This is a genomic window from Thauera sp., from assembly GCF_035444905.1.
GTDB lineage: Bacteria > Pseudomonadota > Gammaproteobacteria > Burkholderiales > Rhodocyclaceae > Thauera.
This window is the reverse complement of sequence record NZ_DAOMPS010000056.1, coordinates 1-25,684: the sequence shown is the minus strand read 5'-3', so window position 1 is coordinate 25,684 and position 25,684 is coordinate 1. Positions and strand designations below refer to the sequence as shown.

Sequence of the window (25,684 nt, the reverse complement as noted above, 5' to 3'; positions counted from 1 at the left end):
GCCTTCAGCCGCTTGCGGTCGTAGCGCGGCGTGGAATAGACCTTCTTGTCATCGAACAGGGTCGGCCGCTCGTACATCAGCGCCTCGTCGATGCTGCTGCCGGCGGCGTCCTCCAGCTCCGGCCAGCTCAGGGGCAAGGTTTGCGCGATGCCGATGATGCGGATCGTGACGATCTCGACATCGACGTCATCGAAGGCCCAGCCGTAGTCGCGTCGGTGCTGCTCCTCGAAATTCGCCTTGATCACCGCCAGGCTCTCGCGATCGAGCACGCCATCGGGGATGTCCGCGCGCAGCTCGAAACCCTGGCCGTGATAGCGGCACTCGGCGATGCGGATGAAGCGGCGCGCCTGCTTGAGCACGCTGTCGGCCTCGAGGCGTTCGCTGCACTGCTCGGTGAGCTCGTCGATCACCCGGTTCAGCTTGTCCAGTGCGGGCTGCTCGACGTCCTTCAGCAGGGTCGGGACCGAGCGCATGAATTCGTACTGCATGTCGGTGACGAGCAGGCCGATGGCGGCGGTGATGCCGGGCGCGGGCGGGATGATGACCTCGCGCGCCGACACCGCTTCGGCCAGCGCCACGCCATTGAGCGGACCTGCACCGCCGTAGGCGGCGAGCGCGAACTTGCGCGGATCGTAGCCCTTCGCCACCGAATTGGCGCGGATCTCCAGCGACATGTTGGAGTTCATGATGCGCAGGATGCCGAGCGCCGCTTCTTCCACCGTCATGCCCAGAGGGTCGGCGATCTTGCTCCTGATCGCCTCGCGCGCCAGTTCGGCGTCGATGCGCACGCCGCCGCCGAGGAAGTGGTCCGGGTCCAGCCGCCCCAGCACCACCTGGGCATCGGTCACGGTGGGCTCGGTGCCGCCCTTGCCGTAGCAGGCCGGCCCCGGGTAGGCCCCGGCCGAACGCGGTCCGACGCGGAAGGCGCCGCCTTCGTCGATGTAGGCGATCGAGCCGCCGCCGGCGCCCATCGTCGCGAGGTCGATCATCGGCGCCAGGATCGGGTAGGCGCCGACATAGGTGTCGCGCGGGTTCATGATGCGCACCTGGCCGTCGGGAATGGTGCTGAAGTCGGCCGAAGTGCCGCCGATGTCTACGGTGATGATGTTCTTCTCGTCCGACAGCGCGCCGGACCAGCGCCCGCCCATCACCCCGCCGGCTAGGCCGGACATCAGGATGGACACCGCCTCGCTGGAGCACTTCTCGACCGTCGACACGCCGCCGTTGGACTGCATGATGCGCAGGTGGGCCTTGATGCCGGCGCCCAGCAGTTTCTGCTCGAGATTCTTGAGGTAGTGCGAGGTCTTGGGCCCGACGTAGGCGTTCATCGCGGTAGTCGAGAAGCGCTCGTACTCGCGGATCACGTTCGCCACCTCGGACGAGCACGACACATAGGCGTCGGGCAGCACCTCGAGGACGATCTCCTTGGCGCGGCGCTCGTGCGCGTCATTGAGGAAGGAGTACAGGAAGCAGACGATCACCGACTGGATGCCGCGCTGCTTGAAGACTTCGGCGGCGGCGCGCACCTCCTGCTCGTCCAGTGCGACGGCCACCTCGCCAAGCGGCGGCATGATGCGCTCGCTGATCGAGATGCGGTTGCGACGCTTGACCAGGGGCCGCGACTGCCACGGCACGTCGAACTGCAGCGAGAAGTTCTCCGGGCGCTTGTGGCGACCGATGTGCAGGATGTCGCGAAAGCCGCGCGTGGTCAGCATCCCGACTTCGGCGCCGTTGTGCTCGATGGTGATGTTGGTGGCCACCGTCGTGCCATGCACGATCATGCGCACGTCGCCGGGCGCGATACCGCCGATCTGGCAGATCTCGAGGACACCGCGCAGCACGCCTTCCGACTGGTCGGCGGGCGTGCTCGGGACCTTGTGCACGAATACGCGCTTCCCATCGGCACGCTCGTCCTCCAGCTCGAGAACGAGATCCGTGAAGGTCCCACCTACATCGACTCCAATCCTTGCCATTGTGCTCTCCATTTAGAACGATCTGCTTTCCGCCGTCCCATGCCGAAACGGCGGCCAATTCGTCTTGCGACCCGCTCAAGCCATCCTGCAGCGCCTTCCTTCATCAAAGGCTTCCGTATTACCCCCGGATGAACACATCCAAGCCAGGTGACGCGAATCCATTCTAGGCCTCAATTTTCGCATCATTAGTTTCATTTCTGCGCTCATTAATGACATCAAGTCATCAATTGGGGCATTGCAACCAGACCGAATTTCGCGCTCGATTGCCGATGAATCCAATCAGAACTTAATAAAGCAAACTGTGTGCCATGCGCAAATCAGGGTAAATCCGAATTATTCGGCTCAATTCCCAGAGTAAATGCACTTTCTTTGTGCAGGTCGAATCCATCACGGTGCATGCAAGCCGGTATTGCACATCATGAAAGCCATGATGCGCACAATATAAATCGCCAGATTAATGCTTTACAAACAACCACTTGCTCAAACTCCTTGCGCTTCGATGGCGGCTTGTGCAGCCATCGCTGCAAGGGAACGATCGGAAATCGAACGTCCCTCCAACGGGAATTTCGCATCCAATTTGCGCGCAAAAAAAATGCACGGAAACCCGGGGTATCCGTGCACGATCAAGGAATTTGAATATCGAATTGAAGGCAGCCGTTCCGGATAGAGATATCGACGGATTCCGACTGCAACAGGCACTCGAAGGATGCCAGCAGAAGGCATTCTCTCGAATGCCAAGGCGTGTTATTGAATTTCTTCTCTGCGCCCTATTTCCCGGCGGCAATTACTCGAACGACTGAAACGGAACAGCCCGTATGCCCTTACGACAGGGCGATCAAGCCGGGCAGTTTGCAAAAATCAAGCTCGCATTTGCACCACCGAAGCCAAAGCTGTTCGACATCGCACAATTCACATCGATATCCGAAGCCGTCGATGCCAGCAGCGGCAATCCAGCCAATTCGGGGTCGGGCGTCTCGATGTTGTGCGACGCCGCCATGAAGCGATGACGCATCATCAGCAGGCAATAGATGGCTTCATGCACGCCCGCCGCGCCGAGCGCGTGTCCGCTGAGCGCCTTGGTGGAGCTGAATGCCGGCACCGCATCGCCAAAGGCGCGCTGCACGGCCGCGATCTCGATCAGGTCGCCGACCGGGGTGCTGGTGCCGTGGGTGTTGAGGTAATCGACCGGCAGCGGGCAGGTCTCGAGCGCCGCACGCATCGCGCGCAGGGCGCCCTCGCCATTCGGCGCCACCATGTCCGCCCCATCCCCCGCGGTGCCATAGCCCAGCACCTCGCCGTAGATCTGCGCCCCGCGCCGCAGGGCGTGTTCGCGCTCTTCCAGCACCAGCACGCCGGCGCCACCGCTGATGGCAAAGCCGTCCCGATTGCGATCGTATGGGCGGCTGGCGCGTTCGGGCGTGTCGTTGTAGGCCGTGGTCAGCGCCCCCATCGCGTCGAACATGCAGGTCTGGGTGACATGGATCGCTTCGGCGCCACCGGCAAAGACGATGTCCTGCTTGCCGAACTGGATCTGTTCAACGCCATGGCCGATGCAGTGCGCGCTGGTGGCGCAGGCCGAGGAGATCGCATAGTTGAGCCCCTGGATGCCGAAGAAGCTCGACAGGCAGGCCGCGACCGAACTCGTCATGGTGCGCGGCACGCGATAAGGCCCAACCTTGCGCACGCCCTGGGCACGAAGAAGCGCGTTCGCCTCGACGATGTCCGCGCTGGAGCCGCCGCCCACGCCCATCACGCAGCCGGTGCGCGGATTCGACACCTGCGCGGGCGTCAGCCGGGCGTCGGCCACGGCGTCCCGCATCGCCAGGTAGGCATAGGCCGAGGCGTCACCCATGAAGCGGCGATGCTTGCGATCGATGCCATCGAAGTCGGCCTCCACCTTGCCGGAAACGTGGCAGCGCAGGCCGGCGTCTCGGTACTCGGGATTGAAGCCGATCCCCGAGCGTCCGTGACGCAGGGCATCGGCGACCTCGGCCTGGGTGTTTCCCAGGCTGGAGACAATTCCCAATCCCGTCACGACGACTCGACGCATTCCCTTCACTCCTCGCTTCCGCACTCAATGTCGTATCAGCCTGCAGACGGATATGAGGCTAACAGAGCACTGATGCGAAATTGATGCAATGTCTGTGAGCATTACTGCTACCGAAGACATCAATTGAACAGGCTCGACAACCCGTGCCACAGCTTCCGAAGCCGGCCGGACCGCAGCGCGCGTGCCGGCCCAGGCCGGCCATCGCTGCACCGGCCTGGGCTGGGTCAAACGCGCATGCTCAGGCACTGGCGGCGGCGGGTCTCAGATCGGCGGGGGCGTCCTGCCGAGCCTGATCGGGCTCGAGCACCTGGAGGGTGACGTTGGGGTCGGGGTTATTGACCAGTTTCTCCAGTTCGCGGGTCGCGCGGTCGCGCTTGAGCAGTCGCCGGATGGTATTGACGATCATCAGCAGGATCACGATCGAGAACGGAAAGCCGCCGATGATGGTGCCGGTCTGCACCGTATCGACCACTGCGGTGCCGCCCAGGGTCAGCAACACCGTCGTCACCGATGCGATGCTGAACACCAGGATGACGCGGAAGCAGGCGCCGGCCTTCTTGGGCGCCGAGACGAAATCGGCCAGCGCATAGGTCCCCGCATCGAGCGAGGTCACGTAGTAGGTCGCGACCAGCACCGTGGCGACGATCATCAGCACGCTGCCGACCACCGGCATCGCCTCGAGCATCACGAACAAGCCGCTGGACACGTCCCTGCCGACCGCTGCCGACACCCCGCGCGCGGTGAGGTCGTCGTAGTAGATCGCGGCCGAGCCGATCACGGCGATCCACACCATGACGATCAGCGACGGGATGATGGTGACGCCGATGACGAACTCGCGCAGCGTGCGACCGCGCGAGATGCGGGCGATGAAGCCCGCCACGAAGGGCGAGAACGCGATCACCCAGCACCAGATGAAGACCGTCCACCAGCCGTTCCAGCTGTCCTTCCACGACGCCAGCGTGCCGGCCGTGCTGGGCGCATCGGTCCAGAAGCTCATCGCGGCGAAGTTCATCGCGTAGGCGCCGAAGCTCTCGGTCATGTTGGACAGAATGAAGACGGTCGGGCCGAACACGAACACCCCCACCACCAGCACGATGCTCAGGATCGAGTTCGTCTCGCTGAGCAGGCGCATGCCGCGGTTGATGCCGAAGAAGGCCGAGATGGCGGCCACCGTGCCGAAGCCGAGAATGACCACCAGCCAGAGGCTGGGCCCCGAGCTCAGCCCGGTGAAGGCGGTGAGCCCGGACGAGAACTGCATCGCGGCAAAGCCGAAGGAGGTGGCCAGACCAAGAATGGTGGCCATGATCGCCAGCAGCTCGATGACCACCCCGGCGGCGCCCCTGGACCATTTCGGCAGCAGGTCGACGGTGGCTTCGCGGAAGGTGAGCGTCTTGCCGAGGTTGTGGTGCGAGTAGGCGAGGCACACGGCGACGACGCAGTACATGGCCCAGGCCGTGAACCCCCAGTGGAAGTAGGACCACACGAGGCCGTTGCCGGCGACGTTGCTGCCCAGCGTACGGACGACCGGGCTGTCGTCACGCAGCATGATCGGCTCGGCAACGGACCAGAAGATCAGGCCGATGCCCTGGCCGCAGGCAAAAAGCATCGAGTACCAGGCGAAGTTGCTGTACTCCGGCTTCGCGTTCGGCCCGCCGAGGCGGACCCGGCTGCCGACCTTGCTGAAGATGAGCCAGGCGCACACGGCGACGGCAAAGAGCGAATACAGCACGAACAGCCAGGTGAATCCGCCGGTGACGAAGGTCCGCAGCTCGGAAATGACCGCGGCGACGCCGTCGGGGTTCACGAGCACGGTCACGACGAGCAGGATGATGGCCAGCGGAGGAATGAATTGAATGAGCAACCTGCTCACGTGCGGCAGATCCCGTCCGGTGAACCGGGGAATCGACACCGGCTCGAAACACGTGCCGTCACTCAGGGGCACGTCGTGCTCCACTTTTCTGTTTGTCACTTTGGTCCACCTCTCGATCATCTAGTTTTATGAATCTTGCACATCGGCATGTTGCCGGCGCCCTTGCAGTGCGCGCCGCCAACTTCCCGTGTGGAGCGCACACTTCGACGCGTGCGCCCTGCTCCTCCTGCGAAACATGAACCTCGGCTCATCCGCCGTCTTCGCCACAGATGATTCGATCCACTTATGGATCAATAAATCTTGTCAAGTGCAGTATGAAAACCTCGGAAAGAGGCGACTGTCCTGATATCGCCAGATCCTTTCGTGTTGGCGACATTGATCTGCCGCCTCACCCACGATGCGCGTGGGAACTCAGAAATTCCACCTCAGCTGCAGCGTCGGCGTGTGGCGTGAATAGGTGCCGCCTCCTTCTGCATCGGTCTTGCTGTACCGCGCGTACTCGTGCCGGTAGCCAATATCGAAGTGTGAGTTGATCTTCAGCCACAGGTCGGGCTGGACGAAGACCGTGGTACCGCGTTCTTCGTTATTGAAGTTCACGAGCAGCAACGGTGACCAGGTGAACTGGAACCCGCCGAACTCGAACGGCAGAATCGCGAACGTGCGCCAGAAGAGCGTCTTGACAGCATCGCCCCCGTCGCCGGTGAATCGTGCGCGGCGGCCGTAGAAGTCGGTCTCGAAGAAGCTGAAGCCAGGCACGTCCAGATCGAAGGCGAGACCGAGGTTGTCGGCGCGAAAGTTGGCATAGGATCCACGCTCCAAACGGGCCGCCAGGTTCACATCCTTGATGATGCCGAACGAGAGGTCCTTCCCGCTGATCCGGGACAGACTCAAGCGCGGATTCCACACGCCGAAGTACTGGTTCCCGGTCTCCTCACCAAAAGAGCCAGCACCATCCCCGAAGAAGTTGCCGACGCCCTTGCCGTGATAGGTGTCGAAAAAGAAATAGTTGTCTCCGTACTCGTGGACGCCGAAATGCTCGAGACGCACGGTCGTGAGCTTCTTGTCCTCTGTACCCGTGCCGAATACCGGATCGAACTTCGAGTTCGTCGTGTATCCGATGTTCACGTTGGTGTTCTGCCAGCTTTCCACGGCGTGGGCGCTGTAGGCCGTGGCCATCCCGAGGGCGACGCCGCAGCTCGTCAAGAGCGCGGCAAGGCGTTTGTTGCGAATCATGCTGCTCCTCATCTTCATTCACTCGTTATTGAATCCTTCCATCAGCATCGGCCCGCCGCCGCCCGGGCGCCGGCGCGTCCTGCTGAATGTCACGCCCGACGAATTGGATCGGGCGCTGCAAACCCCTTCCTTGCTGCAAGAGGTGGCGCTCCGGACGTCGGTCGCCGCACTGGATTCACCACTCTTATCTGCACATCAATGAATGTTTGCGAGCCCAGTATGCGAAGCTTCCAACTTCGCCAATTGGCTGTTATCGCCACATCCTGTCGCGTTATCGACATGGTTTTCCTGCAGGGCGCCACGCAGCCAGGGGGCAGGATCCGGGCCCGGCGAAGGCGGGCCGCTCGCAGCGCAGGCGCGAGCAGGCCCCGTCCGCACGCCAAGGCAGCGCAGATGGAAACGGCATCGATTCAGCGATGATTACGGCCTTGACGAGCTCGCGGGCAAACCAGGGGGCACCGCAGCCCCTGCGCCGACGCGTCGTTCAGGGCTTAGCCGGCCGGATCCGGCAGTGCTCGGTGCGTCTGCGCCACGGCGGCGCGGGCACACGCGGCTTGGGGTAAGCCCAGCGCACGCCAGATCTCGCCCACGCGCTCGCCCTCGTTCAGGCTGAAGAAGTGCAGCCCGGGCACGCCCATGCCGAGTAGCCGCTCGCACAGTCGCACCACCACCTCCACGCCGAAGGCGTGAATCGAGGCGCTATCGTCGCCGAAGCCTTCCATGCGACGGCGGATCCAGCGCGGGATCTCGATGCCACGCGCCTCGGAGAACTGCACCAGACGGGAGAAGCGACCGATCGGCATCACGCCCGGCACGATCGGGGCCCGGATCCCTGTAGCCGTGCATCGATCCAGGAAGTCGTCGTAGGCGTCGGGATTGAAGAAGTACTGCGTGATCGCAGCATCGGCCCCAGCATCGATCTTGGCCTTGAAGTGGGCCAGATCCGCGTCGCAGGAGCGCGCCTGGGGATGACATTCGGGGTACGCGGCAACGTCGATGTGGAAGTGCCCTCCGGTCTCCTCGCGGATGAAACGCACCAGATCCGTCGCAAAGGCGAAGTCGCCATGCCCGCGCAGTCCCGAAGGTGCATCGCCGCGCAGCACGACGAGCCGGCTCACACCGCCCCCGCGATACTCATCCAGCATGCGCCGGACATCCTCACGGGCGGCACCGAGCGCCGACAGGTGGGGCACCGCCGCCAGGCCCGCCGCACGCACCCGCTCCAGTGCCTGCTGCGAGGCACCGCGCGTGCTACCACCCGCGCCGTAGGTCACCGATACAAAGTGCGGATCCAGCCGCCGCAAGGCTGCAAGGGTCTGCTCCAGGCGCACCACTCCACCAGCGGTCTCGGACGGGAAGATTTCGGCACTGAACTGAGGAATGGGCGTCGCCATGAGACCACCGGGAGGAATGTAATCAAACGATGCTGACGCAAGCGTGGCGGACGCATTTGCACACGCCCACCACGAACTTGCCGATCATGGACACTTGCGCCGCTTGAGGTGACAGGCGCGGTCAGGCGCGCTGGGCGCTCGGCCCCCTGCCGACCGGCCCCCGCGTCAGCAAGGACACGGCGACGTAGCAGGCCGACGAAGCCAGGCAACCGATCAGCGGCCCTTCCACCCAACCCAGGTCGGTCAGCGTCAGCAGCCCGGCACTGGTGCAGAAGCCGACCAGCATCGCCGTCAGCGCCCCGGCGACATTGCCCTGCCAGAAGGTCGAGATGAACACCGGACCGATCATGGCTGCCAGCAGGGTGCCCGAGCCGAGGATGCCCAGCCAGGACAGCATGAAGGGCGGGGCGTACATCATCATCAGCAGGCCCAGCAGGCCCAGCACCACCACGGCCAGGCGGTTGATCGCCAGCGCCTGCGGCGAATCGTGCTGCGCGCCCTTGAACAGGGCCAGGCGCAGGTCGTGCGAGGTGGCCGAGGCCACGGTGTGCAGCATCGAGTTGGCGGTGGATTTCATCGCGAAGATGATGAACAGCGTGATCACCCCCTGCACCGCAGGGTGCATGAAGGTCTGCAGGTACATCGGCATCGCCTGGTCGGCCTCGGCGAGCGCCGGGCCGTAGGCGCGCATGTACAGGCCGACGATCGGGATCAGGCTCAGCAGGCCGCCCATCACCGCCACATAGACGCCCACCCGGTACATCCGCACCTCCGCCCGGAAGGCGAGGAAACGCACCGCCATGTAGGGCAGGACGGCTGCGAACAGGAAAGCGTAGGGCAGCACGTAGAACACCGACACCTTGCTCTCGCCATAGGGCGCGGCCGTCTCGGGGTTGAGCAGGGACGGGTTGATGGCGTCGAGCCGGGCGGCCCAGTCGCCGACATCGACGCTGAAGAACATCTGCCCGGTGATCACCAGCGCCCCCAGCACCATGCCGCACACCATCACGGTGTCGGTCCAGGCCACCGCCGCCAGCCCGCCCCACATCGTGTAGATGATGATGATCGAGATCATCAGCCAGGCGCTGGTGGTCATGTCGATGCCGAGCCACGACGCGCCCAGCATGCCGACGGCCTTGATCTGGCTGACGAGGAAGACCATCAGCAGCACGATGGTGATGAATCCGGCCACGCCTTGCAGCAGGCGTCCGCCCTCGCCGCCCCCATGGATCTGCGCGATGTATTCGGGGATGGTGTTGCTGCCCATCGTCAGTGCGCGCTTGCGCATCGAGTTGGCGAAGAACAGCACCGCGATCATCATCGCCGGGGCGAAGAAGAAGTTGCCCAGCACTTCGATCGCGCCGTACTCGTAGGCCACGCCGGGCGAGCCCATGAAGCCCCAACCGCTGAAACCGGTCGCCACGATCGTGCTGGCACCGACGAAGGGCCCGAGGCTGCGCCCGGCCAGCAGGAAGCCACCCTCGTCGCTGTCGCTGACCTTGCGCGAGGACAGCGCGCCGATGCCGATCATCACGGCGAAGGCGAGGATCATCAGACCCCAGTTAAGCATGGTGTAGTCCATGGCTCACCTCCGCCCTTGACGACGCAGGCGGGCGGACCGCACCCAGGCCGTGCCGAAGGCGACGGCCAGCATCACCACATTGAGCAGAACGAATAAATCGATCACCCAGGAATTCATGTCTGTCTCCTCATCATTTTTGGGTTCGGCGAAGGTTTGTCCTTCTGCCGACCGGCCTGATGCCCGCCGCCGCCAAGGGAGGGAGTGCGGCGACGGGCCCGGCGCAAAAGCTCCCGCAATCGGGAGCCAACCTCGATCAATCGGTGTTCCGGGTTCTGTTCTCCTGCATACCCTCCAGGGCTGAGGCAGCGGACAGCCGCGACGCGATGCCGCTGCGGGAGAAGATGAATGGGGGACGCGCGCCGGCGTGACACCGCCGGCGCAAGGCCCCTTCGACGGGATCAGTCGAAGGCGGTGGCCAGTTCGCGGCTGATGCCGTCGACGCAGACCTTCAGCAAGGTTTCGCCGTGCGCGGCCGAGGCCCGCTTCGCCGACGACAGGCAGCCGGAAGCGGGCGTCCATTCCGGCTTGATCGGGAAGAAGTCGTAAGGCGGGAACTGCGCCGGCGCGTGGTCGCAGACCTTCTCCATGTCGACCAGCTGCGGATGCAGGTGCAGCATCAGCGAGGTCTCGAGCACGCCGCCATGCTCCACCGCCCAGCCCGGGAAGTCGCCCTCGTAGATGGCGTCGATCGCCTCCTGGGTGACGAAATCCCAGTAGGAAAGGACCACCGTGGAGAAATCCCGGATGCCCTCCCAGCGCAGCTCGCGCTGGGCGAGATCCACCCCTTCGACGATGAAGGCGGAGTTCTCGTAATGGCCATTGACGAGCACGGTCTTGCGCACGCCGTGGCGGGCAAGCTCCTTCAGCACATCCTTGATCGTCGAGGTCACGGTGAGACCGTCCAGGCTCGTCGTGCCCGGCATGTGGTTGCCGCCGCCACTCTTTTGCTGCGACTTGTAGCCGTAGGCGATGGGCGGCGCCACCAGCGCACCGATGCGCTCGGCGACGCGCGCGGAAATGGCGGTGGGCAGCAGCACGTCCGGGTTCATCGACATGTGTGGGCCATGCTGCTCGAGCGCACCGACGGGAATGAGCACCGGCGTCCTGCCGTCACGGACCTTCTCGTCGTAGACCGGCCAGCTCAGCTCGGAAATGTGCACGCTGTTCATAACTTCCTCTCCAGTTTGGCAGGGCGCGCAGCCTATCCAACTCGCCACGCCGCCGCCAGCTCACTTGCACGTCACAGGCCAGATGCTTCACCGGCCGCCCGGGCAAGGCCTTGACCGGCCTCCCCGGGCGGCGGCGTGCGTCCCTCGCGCTCAGCGCTTGATGATGTTGTGCGCCGGGCCGTACTTGAAGCCGGTGATGTTCTCGGCACCGTTCTCGGTCACCACCAGGATGTCGTGCTCGCGGTAGCCGCCGGCACCCGGCATGCCTTCGGGCAGCATGATCATCGGCTCGATCGACACCACCATGCCCGGCTCGAGCACGGTGTCGATGTCCTCGCGGAACTCGAGGCCGGCTTCACGCCCGTAGTAGTGCGACAGCACGCCGAAGGAGTGGCCGTAGCCGAAGGTGCGGTACTGCAGCAGGCCGTGCTCGGCGAAGATCTCGTTGAGCTGGGCGGCGACGTCGCAGCAGCGGATGCCCGGCTTCACCAGCGCCAGACCGGCCTCGTGCACCTTGACGTTGACTTCCCACAGCTTCAGCGAAGCGTCGTCGCAGTGGTCGTAGAACATCGTGCGCTCGAGCGCGGTGTAATAGCCCGAGATCATCGAGAAGCAGTTCAGCGACAGGATGTCGCCCTTCTGCACCTTGCGCGTGGTCACCGGGTTGTGCGCACCGTCGGTGTTGATGCCCGACTGGAACCAGGTCCAGGTGTCCATCAGCTCCGAATCCGGGAAGCGCTTGGCGATCTCGCGGATCATCGCCTGGGTCGAGGCCAGCGCCACTTCGTGCTCGGACACGCCTTCATGCACCGCCGCGGCCAGCGCCGCGCCACCGACGTCGCACACCTGGGCGCCGTGCTTGATGAGGGCGATCTCCTCGGCCGACTTGATCATGCGCATGCGCATCGTGCCGGCGCCGATGTCGACGATCTGGGCGTTGGGCAGCGCGGCCTTGAGCTTCTCCAGGCGCTCGACCGGGATGTGGTCGAACTCGACGCCGACGCGACCCTTGTTGGGAATCTCCTGCTGCACGGCGCGGAAGTAGTTGTCACGGCGCCAGTCGGTGTAGACCACGTTGTAGTCGCCGAAGGTGCGGCGCCACGGCTGGCCGCCGTCGATGTTGGCGCTGATCGACACCACCTTGTCCTGGGTCACGACCAGGCCGTAGGGGCGGCCGAAGGAGCAGTACAGGAAGTCGCTGTAATAGTTGATGTTGTGCATCGACGTGAACAGCACGGCGTCGATGTTGTTGGCCGCCATGTAAGCGCGCAGCTTGGACTGACGGTTGATGTATTCCTGATCGGAGAAGGTGTGCTTCACCTTCTCGCCGTTCTCGATGCGCAGCAGGTCCTTCATTTCGGTCATGGACTTGATGTCGCCAGCCAGATTCGTCATGTCTTCGCTCCTTGGTGTCGCAGATGGGTCGGGTTGCACGGTTACCGTTTGCGCTCAGGCATAAGTAACGTGGATCCAATGATAAGAAGCGCTGACAGAACCTGGTTTCCGCCTGCCGACGGCGGTTTGCGTGAAAACGACTTTGTCGGAAACAGGCAAATTCCGGCGTCGAAAAGCGGACAACGGAAAACGGAAAGCGACCGCCCGCAGCAGGCGGCGACATCGTGGCCTTGATTGCGAGGTGACGAGGAAGGCTCAGGCGCCCGTATCGGGAGCGTCGTCGGCCCCGCCGCCAGGCGCCGGCTCCGCAGGGGCGCGGGCGTCGGCGGTCAGGTTGGCGAGACGATCGCCCTCCGCCGTGTGGCGGCGGCGGTCGGCACTCGGTGAGATGCCGAAGCCGGCGTGATAGCGATGAGAGAAGTGGGCGAAGGAGACGAAACCGCAGGCCATGACGATGTCGGCGATCGGGCGGTTGGTGCGGGTCAGCAGCTGGCGGGCGCGTTCGAGACGCAGCTGCAGGTAGTACTGGCGCGGCGTGCACTGCAGGGTTTCGCGGAACAGCCGCTCGAGCTGGCGGGCGGAGAACTGCATGTGGGTGGCAATCTCCTCCATCGCCAGCGGCTCTTCGATGTTGCACTCCATCAGCTTGATCGCTTCGACCAGCTTGGGATGAGAGCTCGCCGCAACGTCGCGCAAGGCCGTCCTCTGCCGCTCGTCCGGGCCCCGTCGCTCGTAAATCATGAGTTCGGCCACCGCGGAGGCGATCTTGTGCCCGCCGCCGCCAAGGCCGATGAGATGGATCATCATCTCGACCGGTGCGATGCCCCCGCTGCAGGAGGCGCGGTTGCGGTCCACCTCGTACAGCTTGGACGACACCACCAGGCGCGGAAACCGGTCGAGCAGGGCGTCCATGTCTTCCCAGTGAATCGTACACCGATGGCCGTCGAGCAATCCGGCGCACGCGAGGAAATAGCTGCCGGTATCCACGCCGCCCAAGGCGACGCCCTTCCGGGCCTGGTCACGCAACCAGTGCACGATCGCCTCACTGCCCGACGATGGCAGCGGATTGGGACCGATGACCAGGACCGCGTCGAGCTCACGGGCGTCGGCCGCCGCGCAATCGGGCGTCACGCACACGCCCGCGCTCGATCGCACCGGCGCACCGTCGAGCGTCAAGGTGACGCATTGATAGAGGGTGCGCCTGGCCACCATGTTGGCCAGGCGCAGGGGATCGACCGCCGCACCGAAACCCACCAGGGTGAAGCCCGGTACGAGCAGGAAACCAAAGCGGGCGGGCGCCTCACCGCCCCGCCCCGACCAGGGGTTCGACACGCGGTCTGGGGCTGGACCACTACTCACCTGCCTCTCCTATGGTTCTCCACATCGACTCGATCGCGTCACGGATTGCCTCCACCCCCCAATTGCGAGGCCGCACATTCTAGGAGAGAACGACGGTACGCGCGCCGTTGGGGAACACCCTCCGCTCCACATGGTAGCGCACCGCACGGGCGAGCGCCTGGCACTCCATGTCGCGGCCGGCGGACAGCAGTTGCTCCGGGCTGAAGGCGTGGTTCACCCGCTCGACCACCTGCTCGATGATCGGCCCTTCGTCGAGGTCGGTGGTGACGTAGTGCGCTGTCGCACCGATCAGCTTGACCCCGCGCGCATGCGCCTGGTGGTAGGGCTTGGCGCCCTTGAAGCCGGGCAGGAAGGAGTGGTGGATGTTGATCGCCCGCCCCTGCAGGCGACGGCACAGGTCTTCCGACAGCACCTGCATGTAGCGCGCCAGCACCACCAGCTCGACCCCCGTCGCGTCGACGATCTGCATCAGCTTCGCCTCCTGCTCAGGCTTGGTCGCCTCGCTGACCGGCAGATGATGGAAAGGCAGGCCATCGGCCTCGGCGAGGAAACCCAGGTCGGGGTGGTTCGACACCACGCCGACGATGTCGATCTTCAACTCGCCGATCCGCCAGCGGTAAAGTAGGTCGCGCAGGCAGTGGTCGAGCTTCGACACCATGATGAGGACCTTCGGCCGCTCCGACAGCTCGTGCATCGCCCAGTCCATGCGGAAGCGTGCCGCCACGGGCTGGAAGTCGTCGCGCAGCGTGGACGGAATCGCGCGCGAGTCCGAGCCGGGGCGGAAGACCGCACGCACGAAGAAGCGATCGCCGAGGTCGTCGTCGAAGCAGGAGAATTCGTTGATGTAGCAGCCGTGGCCGTCCAGAAATCCGGAAATCGCCGCCACCTGGCCCGATGCGCTCGGGCAGGCAACGGTCAGCACCCAACGCTGGTCGCTTGTCATTGTCGTGTCTCCTCTCAAGGTGGTGGCGCCACCATAGGACAACACGCCAGGCGCGACTTGTCTGCAGGCGACAGCGTCCGACGCAATTTGGCAACTTCCCGCAGGGCGCCGCGCAAACACGAGGGGCGCAGCGCGCCCCGGGCTCAGGCGGGCCGGTTCGCCACCCAGATTCCCGCGCCGACCAGCAGCAGCGCGGCGAACACCGCCGGGGTCAGGGGCTCGCCGAGCAGCAGCCCGCCCGCCAGCACGCCCATCACCGGCGTCATGAAGGAGAAGGACGACAGCCGCGTCGCCGGATACTGGCGCACGAGCCAGAACCACAGCAGGAAGCTGATGCCCGCCACCATCACCGTCTGGAAGGCGAGACTGCCCACCACCAGCGCGCCCGGAGCGAACACGCCGGGCTCGCCCAGCGCCAGCGCGGCGAGCAGCAGGAGCGGCGCAGAGACACCGAGCTGGTACAGCAGGGTCTTCTCCGCCGCCGCCCGGTTCAGCACCGACGCCTTGACGGTCAGCGTCGTCGCCGCCCAGAACATCGCCGCCACGAGCATCATCAGGTCCCCGATCCAGGCCTGCCCGGCCGGCCGCAGCAGGTTCTCGCCGAACAGCACCAGCACGCCCGCAAAGGCCAGCGCCATGCCGAGCCACTGGGCCGCCCGCATCGACTCGTTCGGCAGCAGCCAGCGCGCACCGAGGGCGACGAAGAAGGGCGCGGTGTACAGAAAGATCACGCCGCGCGACGCCGAGGTGAACTGCAGACCGTAGTAGACGAAGGCGAACTCGGCCGCAAACAGGGCGCCGGCGGCGATGCCGGGCACCAGCGTCGCATCGCGTTCGAGCAGGGGTATGCGGCGCAGCCCCGTCCACGCCCACACCAGCAGCGCCGCACCCAAGGAGCGCAAGCCCGCCTGCCACAGTGGCGAGATGCCCGCGCTGGCCACCTTCACCGCGACCTGCTGCAGGCCCCAGGTCATGCACAGGATCACCATCAGGCCGATGGCAAATCGATCGAGTTCGGTCTTGGGCGGCATGGCAGGCAATCTTCAGTCGGCAGGCCGCGCATTATGCGGCATGCGCGGCGCATGCAAGGCCACGCCTTGATTGGCTCAGTCCGCGTTCAGCGCGATGCGCTCATCGCGGTCCGGCGCGGCACACGCCAGGCCCTCGAACTGCCCTGCCAGGCCGTCGATCTCGCGCAGCAGGCGCTGGCGCTGCGCCGGCGTGGCGGCGTTGAAGACATCGGCCAGCAGCACGAGGGTGCGGTCGCGGTTGTGGGTCTGCTGGGCCCGGTATTCGGCGAAGGCAGCGCCGTCATCGGGTGCCATGAAGGCCGCGACCCGCTGCGCGAACAGCGTCTCGTCGGTGCGCACCTGCAGCGCATCGATCACCGCCGCCTGCCAGCGCGCCCGGCTGTCGAGCCAGGCCGCGGTGCTCGGCATCAGCGCGTCGCTCCAGGCAGCGATCAGCGTGCGCTGCTCCGCGCTGATACGCCCGAACCAGCGCTGCAGGCGCTTTTCCATGCGCGCGATGCGCGCCGCGCGCTGGCTCGCCTCGCTGCCCCCGAGGAACTCCTTGCGCGCCTCGCGCTGACGGCGCTCGAAGGCCTCGCGCAGCTCGCCTACCTGCTCGTCGGACAGCGCCGGCAGCAGCACGCGGGCGTCGTCCTCGAGCTCGGCGCGAATCTCCTGCCACCACGCTTCGCCGCGGGCCAGGAAGGGGCCGAAGTCGTCGGCCTCGATGCGCTCGGCCGACAGCACGCCCTGGGCCTCGCGCAGCGTGCTCGCGTAGTCAGCCAGGTGGCTGCGGCAATGCCAGTCCAGACGTGCGGCCAGCTGGCGGTCGAGCAGCGTGCGCTGGCCGGCGTCGAGCATCACATAGTCGCGCAGGTACCAGGGCACCAGCCAGTCGAGCTGGGAGTAGGCCATGCGCAGGCTGCAGCCGCCGAGCACGAGGGCGGCGAGCAAGCCGGCGATGAAGACGCGCCGCATGGGCGATCGCTGCGGCCCGAACTCAGCGGGCCTGGTCCCGCGGCGGCGGATGGTGGCCGACGACTTCCTCGGCCAGAGGGTCGTCGGCCAGGGCCGGCTGGTCAGTGCGCGCCTCGGCGACCGTGGGCGGGGCGGGCTCCGCCTCGGTCGCGACCGCCGGCTCCACGCCTGCCTGCACGGCTTCTGCCCGCTCGGCCTCGGCCTGCCCTGCCTGTGCCAGCTCCGAGACCACCCGCTCCGACGCGGCAAGCTCCGATGCGGTCGACTCGGCCACGCTCGAGTCGATGCCCACTTGCCCCGCTTCGGCAGCGGCCTGCGTCGACGTTTGGTCCGCGTCGTTGCCGGCGCCCACCTCGTCCCCCGCGTCGGACGTGGCCCGCGGGTCCGTTTCGCGCTCACCCGTGCTGGCCACCGCCGTGCCGGCCGCGGCCGCCGCCGCGGCCAGGCCCGCGCCGGTCAGCAGCTTGTTGTCATCGCCCGCCGCAGGGCTGTTGCCGACCAGGAGGGCATCGACCCGCTGCTGGAACAGCTCGCGCGCCGAGCCCGAGGAAAGCTTCTCGTAGCCCGATGACAGATGCTCGAACAGCTCCTTGTAGGAACCCGCCATCGACACGAACAGGGTCGCGGTCTTGTCGAAATGGGTCGCGACGTCCTTGCGGTAGTCCTCGATCTCGCCCTTCTGGCGCGCGACCTCGGCCTCCAGCTCCTCGATGCGCGTCTTGCCGGCGCCGAACTGGCGGCCGACGAAGAAGGCGATCACGCCCGTGATCACCACGGCAAAGATGCCGACCAGCCATGCGGTTTGTGCACTCATTTCTGCTCCCTCCCCTCTTCTTGATTCAATCAATGACCTTCGGTGCCACCGTGCCGACGAACTGCAGCCGCGCGCGCAGCGCGCGCGTCACCTCCACGCTGCCGTCCTCCGCGATCCGCAACGCGTGTTCGATGCCAAAACGGCGCGTATGTTCTCGCCACGCGTCGCCCGCCAGGTAGGCGGGCTTGCTCGGCGCGTCGGACAGCGTGCCGGCATTGGGCTGCGGCGTGATCAGGATGGTCAGCGACTGGGTGCCGTGCGCGGGCTGGCCGGTGCGCGGATCGAGCAGATGGGAATAGCGCACGCCATCGAGCTCAAAATAGCGCTGGTAGTCGCCCGAGGTGCCCACCGCCTCGCCGTCGTACAGCGGCAGGGTGGCGATCGGTGCGGGCTCGCGCGGATGCTGAATGCCGATGCGCCAGGGCTGGTCGCCCTTGCGCCCCAGCGCCATGACATTGCCGCCGATGTTGATGAGCGCATTGGCCACGCCCTTCTCGCGCAGGATCGCCGCCGCGCGGTCGAGGGCGTAGCCCTTGGCATAGCCGCCGAGGTCGATCTGCACGGCGCGGTTGCGGCTTTCCACCCGCTTGCCCTCGATCACCAGGTCCGCCATGCGCGGCCGCGCCTCGAGCACGGCCCTGAGCTTGTCCGGATCGGGCCGCTGCGGCACGAAGGTGTCGGTATGAAAGCCCCACAGCGCGACCAGCGCGCCGAGCGCGGGGTCGAACAGCTCGTCGCCGATGGCGGCGATGCGCTGCGCGTCCTTGAGCATCGCCGCGAGCTCGTCCGACACCTCGGCCGCCTCGCCGCGCGCGATCGCGGCGTTGAGCGCGGTCAGCTCGGACGGCTCCCAGGCATGGTAGGCGCGATGCAGGCGGTCGAACTCGCGCAGCACGGCGGCGGCCCCGGCCTCGGCCAGGGCCGCGTCGTCGCCATACACGGCGATGCTGACCGGGGTGCCGAAGACGAAGGCGTCGTGGCGGAACACCTCGGCGCGCGAGCAGGCGGTCAGCAGTACGGCCGCGAGCACCAGAATCAGAAGGCGCAAGCCTGCTCCAGCTTGTCGATGACCAGCCCCGCGACATCGAAGCCCTGCTGGGCGGCGATCTCGACCATGCAGGTGGGACTGGTGACGTTGATCTCGGTGAGGTGGCCGCCGATCACGTCCAGCCCCACGATCAGCAGGCCGCGCTGCCACAGGATGGGAGCGAGGTACTCGGCGATCTCGCGCTCGCGTGCGGTAAGCGGCATGGCGACGCCACGGCCGCCAGCGGCGAGGTTGCCGCGCGTCTCGCCGGCCTGGGGGATGCGCGCCAGCGCAAAGGGCACGACCTCGCCGCCGATGATCAGCACGCGCTTGTCGCCCTCGGCAATCTGCGCCAGGTAACGCTGCGCCATGATCGTGCGTGCGCCTTCCTGAGTGAGGGTCTCGATGATGACGTTGCGGTTGGGGTCGTCCTTGCGGACGCGGAAGATCTGGCTGCCGCCCATGCCGTCGAGCGGCTTCAGGATGACGTCGCCGAGCTCGTCGATGAAGGCGTTGATGTCCACCGCATCGCGCGCCACCAGCGAGGTCGCCATGAACTGCGGGAACTCGGTGATCGCCAGCTTCTCGGAATGATCGCGAATTGCACGCGGGTTGTTGAACACCCGCGCGCCGCTCTGCATCGCGTCCTCGAGCAGCCAGGTGGCGGTGACGTACTCGAAGTCGAAAGGCGGATCCTGGCGCATCAGCACCGCATCGAAGTCCGCCAGAGACTGCGCCTGCTCTGCGCCCGCCGGCTCGAACCAGCGCGCGTCGTCGGCGAGCAGCCGGATCGGCAGGGCGCGGGCGACGACAGCGCCGTCGCGCCAGTTCAGCGCGCCGCGCTGCAGCGTCCACACCGCATGACCACGCGCCGCGGCCGCGCGCATCATGGCGATGCTCGAATCCTTGTAGGCCTTCAGGCCATCGAGCGGGTCGAGGATGAAGGCCAGGCGCAGGGCACGACTCATGCCGCGACCTCGTCGGCCTCGACCGGCGCGGTCTCCTCGATCTCGACCGAGGCCGCCAGCAGGGCCAGGCGCGCGACCACGCCATACGCATAGAAACGGTTCGGCGGCGCGTCCGGCCCCTGCGCGGCGTCGGGCATGGTGCCGCTGGTGTCGAAGGCGAGCGGCTTGAAGTGCATGCCCGGCGCGTTGAGGTTCTCGTCGCGGCCGCGCTCGGTGTGGACGCGGTAGAAGCCGCCCACCACGTAGTGATCCATCATGTAGACGACCGGCTCGGCGACACCTTCCTCGACCGTCTCGAAGGTGTGCACGCCTTCCTGGATGATCACCTCCTGCACCTGCAGGCCTTCCTTGACCACCGCCATCTTGTTGCGCTGGCGGCGGTTGAGGCCGACCACCTCGGAGGCGTCCTTGACCGTCATCACGCCCATGCCATAGGTGCCGGCGTCGGCCTTGACCACCACGAAGGGCTGGTCGCTGACGCCGTACTCCTTGTACTTGGCGCGGATGCGGGTGAGCAGCGAATCCACCTGCGCCGCCAGGCATTCCTCGCCGGTGCGCTCCTGGAAGTTGATCTCGCCGCAGACACCGAACTCGGGGTTGATGCGCCACGGGTCGATGCCGATCTCGTCGGCGAAGGCGCGCGCGACGCGGTCATAGGCCGCAGCATGCTTCGACTTGCGGCGCGAATGCCAGCCGGCGTGCAGCGGCGGGATCAGCCACTGCTCGTCAAGGCCCTTGAGCACGTCGGGCACGCCGGCCGACAGGTCGTTGTTGAGAAGCACGGCGCAGGGGTCGAAGTTGTCCAGCCCGATGCGGCTGCCGCTGCGGCGCAGCGGCTCCAGCGTCAGCCGGGCGCCGTTGGCCAGCTCGAGCACGGTGGGCTCAGCGATCTCGGGCAGCAGGCTGCCGAGGCGCACGTCCAGCCCGGTCAGGCGCAGGATGGACACCAGCTTGGCCACGTTCTGCAGGTAGAACTGGTTGCGGGTGTGGTTTTCGGGGATCAGCAGCAGCTTGCTGGCGTCCGGGCAGATACGCTCGATCGCCGCCTGCGCCGCCTGCACGCACAGCGGCATGAAGGCGTCGTTGAGGTTGTTGAAGCCGCCCGGGAACAGGTTGAGGTCGACCGGCGCCAGCTTGAAGCCGGAGTTGCGCAGGTCGGTCGAGCCGTAGAAGGGTGGCATGTGATCCTGCCACTGGGTGCGGAACCACTTTTCGATGTCACACGCGTTGTCGAGGAACTGGCGCTCGAGCTCGAGCAGGGGGCCGGTAAGTGCGGTAGTGAGGTGCGGGACCATGGTGTCTCTCGGGAGGGCCCGCTGCCGGACTGGCAGGGGCGAAAGCTTTGGCCGGAATGTTACACCAAGCCCCCGGAGCACCGCCTGCACGCCCCCCTTGCAAGGTCGCAAAAAAACCCGGCGCGCTGCGCTCGATCAGGCTGGCGGGCGCACCGGCAGGCTGCGCTCGTCCTTGACCACTTCCATCACCACGTAGGTGTGGGTCTGCTTGACGCAGGGCAGGCCGGAGATCCGCTCGCCCATCACCCGGCGGTACTCGTTGATGTCGCGCGTGCGCACCTTGAGCAGGTAATCGAAGTCGCCGGCGATCATGTGGCAGGACTCGATCTCGGGGATGCGGCGCACGGCGTCGTTGAAGCGGCGCAGGTCCTGCTCGGTGGTGCTGGTGAGCAGCACCTGTACGACGACGAGATGGCCGGCACCGACCGCGTCCGCATCGAGGTCGGCGTGATAGCCGCGAATCACGCCGCTCTTCTCGAGCCGGCGCACCCGCTCGGCGCAGGGCGTCTTGGTCAGGCCGACACGGCGCGACAGCTCGACGATGGACAGGCGGGCGTCGGCCTGCAGTTCGGCAAGAATCTTCAGATCGATGCGATCCATTGCGGTGCAGCAGGCGTTCTGCCTGCTGGAGAGCGTAAAAACAAGCATTATGGCTCTATAAATCCAAATTTTGGAGCCATAAACTTTTGTTTTTGGCAAAGAATTCGGCCAATCAGGGCAGTCACTGTGCCGCGCGGTGCTAGCCCTGCCAAGCCACACGACTCACCCGCCCAGGAGCGCCCCGGCCGTGACCTCGCAGCCCTTGCCGACCTCTCCGCTGTCGCCCGCAACGCGGGCTGCGGCGGCCCTGCCCGCCGTCCCGCGCAAGGCCTTGCGCCAGCAGATCGACGCCGCCTGGCGCCCCCTCGAACCTGACTGCGTGCCCGCCCTCGTCGACGCCGCCCGCCTCCCCGACACCTTGCGCGAGCCGGTGCGCACGCTCGCCCATGAGCTCGTCGCCGGCCTGCGCGCCACCCGCAGCCGCTCGTCGGGCGTCGATGCGCTGATGAAGGAGTTCTCGCTCTCCAGCCAGGAAGGCGTGGCCTTGATGTGCCTGGCCGAGGCCCTGCTGCGCGTGCCCGACAAGGCCACCGCCGACCGCCTGATCCGCGACAAGCTCGCCGACGGCGACTGGCGCGCGCACATCGGCAACAGCCCCTCGCTGTTCGTCAACGCCGCCACCTGGGGCCTGCTGATCACCGGCCGGCTGGTGTCGACCAGCAGCGAGCAAGGCCTGTCCTCGGCGCTCACCCGCCTGGTGGCGCGCGGCGGCGAGCCGCTGATCCGCAAGGGCATGGACCTGGCGATGCGCATGCTGGGCGAGCAGTTCGTCACCGGCCGCGACATCGACGAGGCCCTGAGACGCGGCCGCGAGCACGAGAAGAAGGGCTACCGCTATTCCTTCGACATGCTCGGCGAGGCGGCGATGACGGCGCAGGACGCCGAGCGCTATTTCAAGGACTACGAACGCGCCATCCACGCCATCGGCCAGGCCTCGAAGGGTCGCGGCGTGGTCGACGGCAACGGCATCTCGGTCAAGCTGTCGGCGCTGCACCCGCGCTACACCTGGTCGCAGCGCGAACGCGTGTTCGAAGAGCTGCTGCCGCGGCTGAAGGCCCTGTGCCTGCAGGCCATGGACTACGACATCGGCCTCAACATCGACGCCGAGGAGGCCGACCGCCTGGACCTCTCGCTCGACCTGCTCGAGGCGCTCGCCCTGGACGACGCGCTCGCCGGCTGGACCGGGCTGGGCTTCGTCGTGCAGGCCTATCAGAAGCGCGCGCCCGGCGTGCTCGACTTCGTCATCGACCTCGCACGGCGCAGCGGCCAGCGCATGATGGTGCGCCTGGTCAAGGGCGCCTACTGGGACGCCGAGATCAAGCGCGCGCAGATCGACGGCCTGGCCGGCTACCCGGTGTACACTCGCAAGGTCTATACCGACGTCGCCTACCTGGCCTGCGCGAAGAAACTGCTCGCCGCGCGCGACGCCATCTACCCGCAGTTCGCCACCCACAACGCGCACACGCTGGCGGCGGTGTTCCACCTCGCCGCCGCCGAAGGCCGCGCCTGGCAGCCGGGCGACTACGAGTTCCAGTGCCTGCACGGCATGGGCGAAGCGCTCTACGACCAGCTCGTCGGCCGCGCCGATCGCCACCGCCTGGTGCGCATCTACGCCCCGGTCGGCAGCCACGAGACCTTGCTCGCCTACCTCGTGCGCCGCCTGCTCGAGAACGGCGCCAACACCAGCTTCGTCAATCGCATCGTCGATGAGCGCGTGCCGGTCGAGGAGCTGATCGCCGACCCGGTCGAGCAGGCCGCGCCGCTGGCCGGCGCGCCCCACCCGCGCATCCCGCTGCCTGCCGAGCTGTTCGGCGGCCTGCGCACCAACTCCGCGGGCATCGACCTCGCCAGCGAGCCGGTGCGCGCGCGCCTCGCCGCCGCGCTCGAGGTCTCGCGGCGCATGCCCTTCGCCGCCGGCCCTACCCTCGCAGGCAGCACCGCGGTACCCGCCGAGGTGCTGCCGGTGACCAACCCCGCCGACCGCAGCGAGACCGTCGGCGACGTCGCCGAGGCCACGCCCGCGGACATCGAACGCGCCCTGGCCGCCGCCAGCGCCGCCGCCCCCGACTGGGCCGCACAGCCCGCGGCCGCCCGCTGTGCCCAGCTGGAAGCCGCCGCCGAGCTGTTCGAGCGCCATGCCGACACCCTGCTCGCGCTGGCCGTGCGCGAGGCGGGCAAATCCTGGGCCAACGCCGTGGCCGAGCTGCGCGAGGCGGTCGACTTCCTGCGCTACTACGCCCAGCAGGCGCGCGGCTTCGATGCCGCCAGCCACGTGCCGCTCGGCACCGTGCTGTGCATCAGCCCGTGGAACTTCCCGCTCGCCATCTTCACCGGCCAGGTCGCCGCGGCCCTCGCCGCCGGCAACACGGTGCTCGCCAAGCCGGCCGAGCAGACGCCGCTGATCGCCGCCTTTGCGGTGCGCCTGCTGCACGAGGCCGGCGTGCCGGCTGCCGCGCTGCAGCTGCTGCCCGGCCGCGGCGAGACCGTGGGTGCGGCGCTGGTGGCCGATGCGCGCGTGCGCGGGGTGATGTTCACCGGCTCCACCGAGGTCGCCGCGTTGATCAACCGCAAGCTCGCCGAACGCGGCGGCAACGTGGCGCTGATCGCCGAGACCGGCGGCCAGAACGCGATGATCGTGGACTCCACCGCGCTGCCCGAGCAGGTGGTCACCGACGTGCTCGCCTCCGCTTTCGACTCTGCAGGCCAGCGCTGCTCGGCGCTGCGCGTGCTGTGTCTTCAGGACGATATCGCCGACGGCGTGCTGCACATGCTGCGCGGTGCACTCGACGAGCTGCGCCTGGGCGACCCGGCCGACGTCCGGGTCGATATCGGCCCGGTGATCGACGCCGAGGCGCGTGACGCGCTGGAAGCCCACGTCGCCGCCCTGCAGGCCCGCGGCGCCCGCGTCACCCGCCTGCCGCTGCCCGCAGAGTGCGCGCGCGGCAGCTTCGTCGCGCCGACGATCATCGAGATCGGCGCCCTGTCCGAGCTCGGCCGCGAGCAGTTCGGCCCCATCCTGCACGTGCTGCGCTACCGCGCCGCCGAACTGGACGGGCTGATCGACGCCATCAACGCCAGCGGCTACGGCCTGACCATGGGCGTGCACACCCGCATCGACGAGACCGTCGAGCGCGTCGCAGCCCGCGCCCGGGTCGGCAACCTGTATGTGAACCGCAACATCATTGGTGCGGTCGTCGGCGTGCAACCCTTTGGCGGCGAAGGCCTGTCGGGCACCGGACCGAAGGCCGGCGGGCCGCTCTACCTGCACCGCCTGCTGGCGCGCACGCCCGGCCCGGCGCTGCTCGACGGCGCGCTCGCGGTCAGCGAGGGCGACGACACGCGCGCCGCCGACGCGGCGCTCGAGCGCTTCCTCGCCTGGCTGGACGGCGAAGGCCGCAGCCTGGTCGAGGGCGACGAGCTCGCCGCATTGCGCGACCGCGCCGACGCCTGCCGCGCCCGCCGCATCACCGGCTTGCGCCTGGCGCTGCCCGGCCCCACCGGCGAGGACGACAGCCTGCGCTTCACCGCGCGCGGCCTGATAGCCGGCGTGGCGGACACACCGGCCGCTGTGCTGCAGCAAGCGATGGCCGCGCTCGCCAGCGGCAACCGCCTGCTGCTCGCCGACACCCCGGCCGCACGCACCATCGTGGCGGCGCTGCCGGCCGAGATCGGGTCCGCGCTCGCGCTCGAGGCCGGCTGGTTCGAGCGGCCGATCGGTGCGCTGCTGTTCGACGGCGACGACCACGCCGCCGACGCCCTGCTGCAACGCCTTGCCGCACGCAAGGGCCCGATCCTGTCCTTGCTGCGGCCCACGCCCGACTACGACCTCGGCCGCCTGGTGCATGAGCGCACGCTGTCGATCAACACCGCCGCCGCCGGCGGCAACGCCAGCCTGATGGCGATGGGCGCCTAGCGCCAGACACGGGAGACCGCGGTCCGGAGGCGCCCCGATCCGGCCCGGAATCACGCAGCTAGCCCGCATTTCTCACACCCTCACGATTCGCCCCCGGTGGCGCGGCTTTTT

The 25,684-nt window shown here is 67.0% G+C and carries 19 protein-coding genes; 2 read left to right on the top strand and 17 right to left on the bottom strand.

What is annotated here, in order from left to right:
• The 4 genes from PLC66_RS18755 to PLC66_RS18740 form a co-directional block, all read right to left on the bottom strand.
• Window positions 1-1,973 (bottom strand): hydantoinase/oxoprolinase family protein (locus tag PLC66_RS18755; protein ID WP_324543335.1); only part of this gene is annotated, 1,973 nt, incomplete at its 3' end.
• 835 nt (window positions 1,974-2,808) lie between these two features.
• Window positions 2,809-4,023, bottom strand: coding sequence for a beta-ketoacyl synthase N-terminal-like domain-containing protein (locus PLC66_RS18750; protein WP_324543333.1), 1,215 nt, complete (start codon window positions 4,021-4,023; stop codon window positions 2,809-2,811).
• A gap of 238 nt (window positions 4,024-4,261) precedes the next feature.
• A complete protein-coding gene (locus PLC66_RS18745) occupies window positions 4,262-5,893 on the bottom strand; it encodes a BCCT family transporter (RefSeq protein ID WP_324543331.1) in 1,632 nt (543 codons plus the stop codon).
• Window positions 5,894-6,304: 411 nt separating this feature from the next.
• Window positions 6,305-7,126 carry an outer membrane protein OmpK gene (locus PLC66_RS18740; protein ID WP_324543328.1) on the bottom strand — a complete coding sequence of 274 codons (822 nt, stop codon included), beginning with the start codon at window positions 7,124-7,126 and terminating at the stop codon, window positions 6,305-6,307.
• On the opposite strand from PLC66_RS18740, the gene PLC66_RS18735 reads away from it, so the two are divergent.
• Window positions 7,125-7,328: a hypothetical protein gene (locus tag PLC66_RS18735; protein WP_324543326.1), complete on the top strand. Its 204-nt coding sequence runs from the start codon at window positions 7,125-7,127 to the stop codon at window positions 7,326-7,328. The two genes, PLC66_RS18740 and PLC66_RS18735, sit on opposite strands and share 2 nt — an antisense overlap.
• Before the next feature lie 289 nt (window positions 7,329-7,617).
• Here the strand turns inward: PLC66_RS18735 and PLC66_RS18730 are convergent, their stop codons facing one another.
• From PLC66_RS18730 to PLC66_RS18670, 13 genes are all read right to left on the bottom strand, one after another.
• Window positions 7,618-8,520, bottom strand: a complete 903-nt coding sequence (locus PLC66_RS18730) for a methylenetetrahydrofolate reductase (RefSeq protein ID WP_324543324.1) — start codon at window positions 8,518-8,520, stop codon at window positions 7,618-7,620.
• Window positions 8,521-8,641: 121 nt separating this feature from the next.
• Window positions 8,642-10,102: a sodium:solute symporter family protein gene (locus PLC66_RS18725; protein ID WP_324543322.1), complete on the bottom strand. Its 1,461-nt coding sequence runs from the start codon at window positions 10,100-10,102 to the stop codon at window positions 8,642-8,644.
• 398 nt (window positions 10,103-10,500) lie between these two features.
• Entirely contained in the window at window positions 10,501-11,271 is a 771-nt protein-coding gene (locus tag PLC66_RS18720; protein ID WP_324543320.1) for a creatininase, read from the bottom strand.
• A gap of 150 nt (window positions 11,272-11,421) precedes the next feature.
• The gene (locus PLC66_RS18715) at window positions 11,422-12,666 is read right to left on the bottom strand and encodes a M24 family metallopeptidase (protein ID WP_324543318.1); all 1,245 of its coding nucleotides are present in this window, start codon (window positions 12,664-12,666) and stop codon (window positions 11,422-11,424) included.
• Between the two features lie 255 nt (window positions 12,667-12,921).
• The gene (locus PLC66_RS18710; protein WP_324543316.1) at window positions 12,922-14,025 is read right to left on the bottom strand and encodes a GlxA family transcriptional regulator; all 1,104 of its coding nucleotides are present in this window, start codon (window positions 14,023-14,025) and stop codon (window positions 12,922-12,924) included.
• A 79-nt stretch (window positions 14,026-14,104) separates the two neighbouring features.
• On the bottom strand, window positions 14,105-14,968 hold the full coding sequence (gene purU / locus PLC66_RS18705; protein WP_324543314.1) for a formyltetrahydrofolate deformylase: 864 nt from the start codon (window positions 14,966-14,968) through the stop codon (window positions 14,105-14,107).
• Window positions 14,969-15,111: 143 nt separating this feature from the next.
• Complete coding sequence (locus PLC66_RS18700; RefSeq protein WP_324543312.1) at window positions 15,112-15,999, bottom strand: DMT family transporter; 888 nt, start codon at window positions 15,997-15,999, stop codon at window positions 15,112-15,114.
• A 75-nt stretch (window positions 16,000-16,074) separates the two neighbouring features.
• Window positions 16,075-16,956, bottom strand: coding sequence for a DUF6279 family lipoprotein (locus PLC66_RS18695; protein ID WP_324543310.1), 882 nt, complete (start codon window positions 16,954-16,956; stop codon window positions 16,075-16,077).
• A gap of 22 nt (window positions 16,957-16,978) precedes the next feature.
• On the bottom strand, window positions 16,979-17,770 hold the full coding sequence (locus tag PLC66_RS18690; RefSeq protein ID WP_324543308.1) for a Z-ring associated ZapG family protein: 792 nt from the start codon (window positions 17,768-17,770) through the stop codon (window positions 16,979-16,981).
• A 25-nt stretch (window positions 17,771-17,795) separates the two neighbouring features.
• Entirely contained in the window at window positions 17,796-18,818 is a 1,023-nt protein-coding gene (locus PLC66_RS18685; RefSeq protein ID WP_324543306.1) for an FAD:protein FMN transferase, read from the bottom strand.
• A complete protein-coding gene (gene gshB, locus PLC66_RS18680) occupies window positions 18,806-19,765 on the bottom strand; it encodes a glutathione synthase (RefSeq protein WP_324543304.1) in 960 nt (319 codons plus the stop codon). Before gshB ends, PLC66_RS18685 begins: the two co-directional genes overlap by 13 nt.
• Window positions 19,762-21,060 (bottom strand): glutamate--cysteine ligase, encoded by a 1,299-nt coding sequence (gene gshA / locus PLC66_RS18675; protein ID WP_324543303.1) that lies wholly within the window; start codon window positions 21,058-21,060, stop codon window positions 19,762-19,764. Before gshA ends, gshB begins: the two co-directional genes overlap by 4 nt.
• 135 nt (window positions 21,061-21,195) lie before the next feature.
• Window positions 21,196-21,660 (bottom strand): Lrp/AsnC ligand binding domain-containing protein, encoded by a 465-nt coding sequence (locus tag PLC66_RS18670; protein WP_324543301.1) that lies wholly within the window; start codon window positions 21,658-21,660, stop codon window positions 21,196-21,198.
• A 187-nt stretch (window positions 21,661-21,847) separates the two neighbouring features.
• Between PLC66_RS18670 and putA the strand changes: the two genes are divergently transcribed.
• Window positions 21,848-25,573: a trifunctional transcriptional regulator/proline dehydrogenase/L-glutamate gamma-semialdehyde dehydrogenase gene (putA, locus tag PLC66_RS18665; protein ID WP_324543299.1), complete on the top strand. Its 3,726-nt coding sequence runs from the start codon at window positions 21,848-21,850 to the stop codon at window positions 25,571-25,573.
• Window positions 25,574-25,684: the final 111 nt, after the last annotated feature.

What these genes read in the sequence shown, in the direction of transcription:
- PLC66_RS18750 (WP_324543333.1), bottom strand. Translation starts at nt 4,023, where the DNA reads ATGCGTCGAGTCGTCGTGACGGGATTGGGAATTGTCTCCAGCCTGGGA.
- PLC66_RS18735 (WP_324543326.1), top strand. Translation starts at nt 7,125, where the DNA reads ATGCTGCTCCTCATCTTCATTCACTCGTTATTGAATCCTTCCATCAGC.
- PLC66_RS18740 (WP_324543328.1), bottom strand. Translation starts at nt 7,126, where the DNA reads ATGATTCGCAACAAACGCCTTGCCGCGCTCTTGACGAGCTGCGGCGTC.
- PLC66_RS18730 (WP_324543324.1), bottom strand. Translation starts at nt 8,520, where the DNA reads ATGGCGACGCCCATTCCTCAGTTCAGTGCCGAAATCTTCCCGTCCGAG.
- PLC66_RS18725 (WP_324543322.1), bottom strand. Translation starts at nt 10,102, where the DNA reads ATGGACTACACCATGCTTAACTGGGGTCTGATGATCCTCGCCTTCGCC.
- PLC66_RS18720 (WP_324543320.1), bottom strand. Translation starts at nt 11,271, where the DNA reads ATGAACAGCGTGCACATTTCCGAGCTGAGCTGGCCGGTCTACGACGAG.
- PLC66_RS18715 (WP_324543318.1), bottom strand. Translation starts at nt 12,666, where the DNA reads ATGACGAATCTGGCTGGCGACATCAAGTCCATGACCGAAATGAAGGAC.
- purU (WP_324543314.1), bottom strand. Translation starts at nt 14,968, where the DNA reads ATGACAAGCGACCAGCGTTGGGTGCTGACCGTTGCCTGCCCGAGCGCA.
- PLC66_RS18700 (WP_324543312.1), bottom strand. Translation starts at nt 15,999, where the DNA reads ATGCCGCCCAAGACCGAACTCGATCGATTTGCCATCGGCCTGATGGTG.
- PLC66_RS18695 (WP_324543310.1), bottom strand. Translation starts at nt 16,956, where the DNA reads ATGCGGCGCGTCTTCATCGCCGGCTTGCTCGCCGCCCTCGTGCTCGGC.
- PLC66_RS18690 (WP_324543308.1), bottom strand. Translation starts at nt 17,770, where the DNA reads ATGAGTGCACAAACCGCATGGCTGGTCGGCATCTTTGCCGTGGTGATC.
- gshB (WP_324543304.1), bottom strand. Translation starts at nt 19,765, where the DNA reads ATGAGTCGTGCCCTGCGCCTGGCCTTCATCCTCGACCCGCTCGATGGC.
- gshA (WP_324543303.1), bottom strand. Translation starts at nt 21,060, where the DNA reads ATGGTCCCGCACCTCACTACCGCACTTACCGGCCCCCTGCTCGAGCTC.
- PLC66_RS18670 (WP_324543301.1), bottom strand. Translation starts at nt 21,660, where the DNA reads ATGGATCGCATCGATCTGAAGATTCTTGCCGAACTGCAGGCCGACGCC.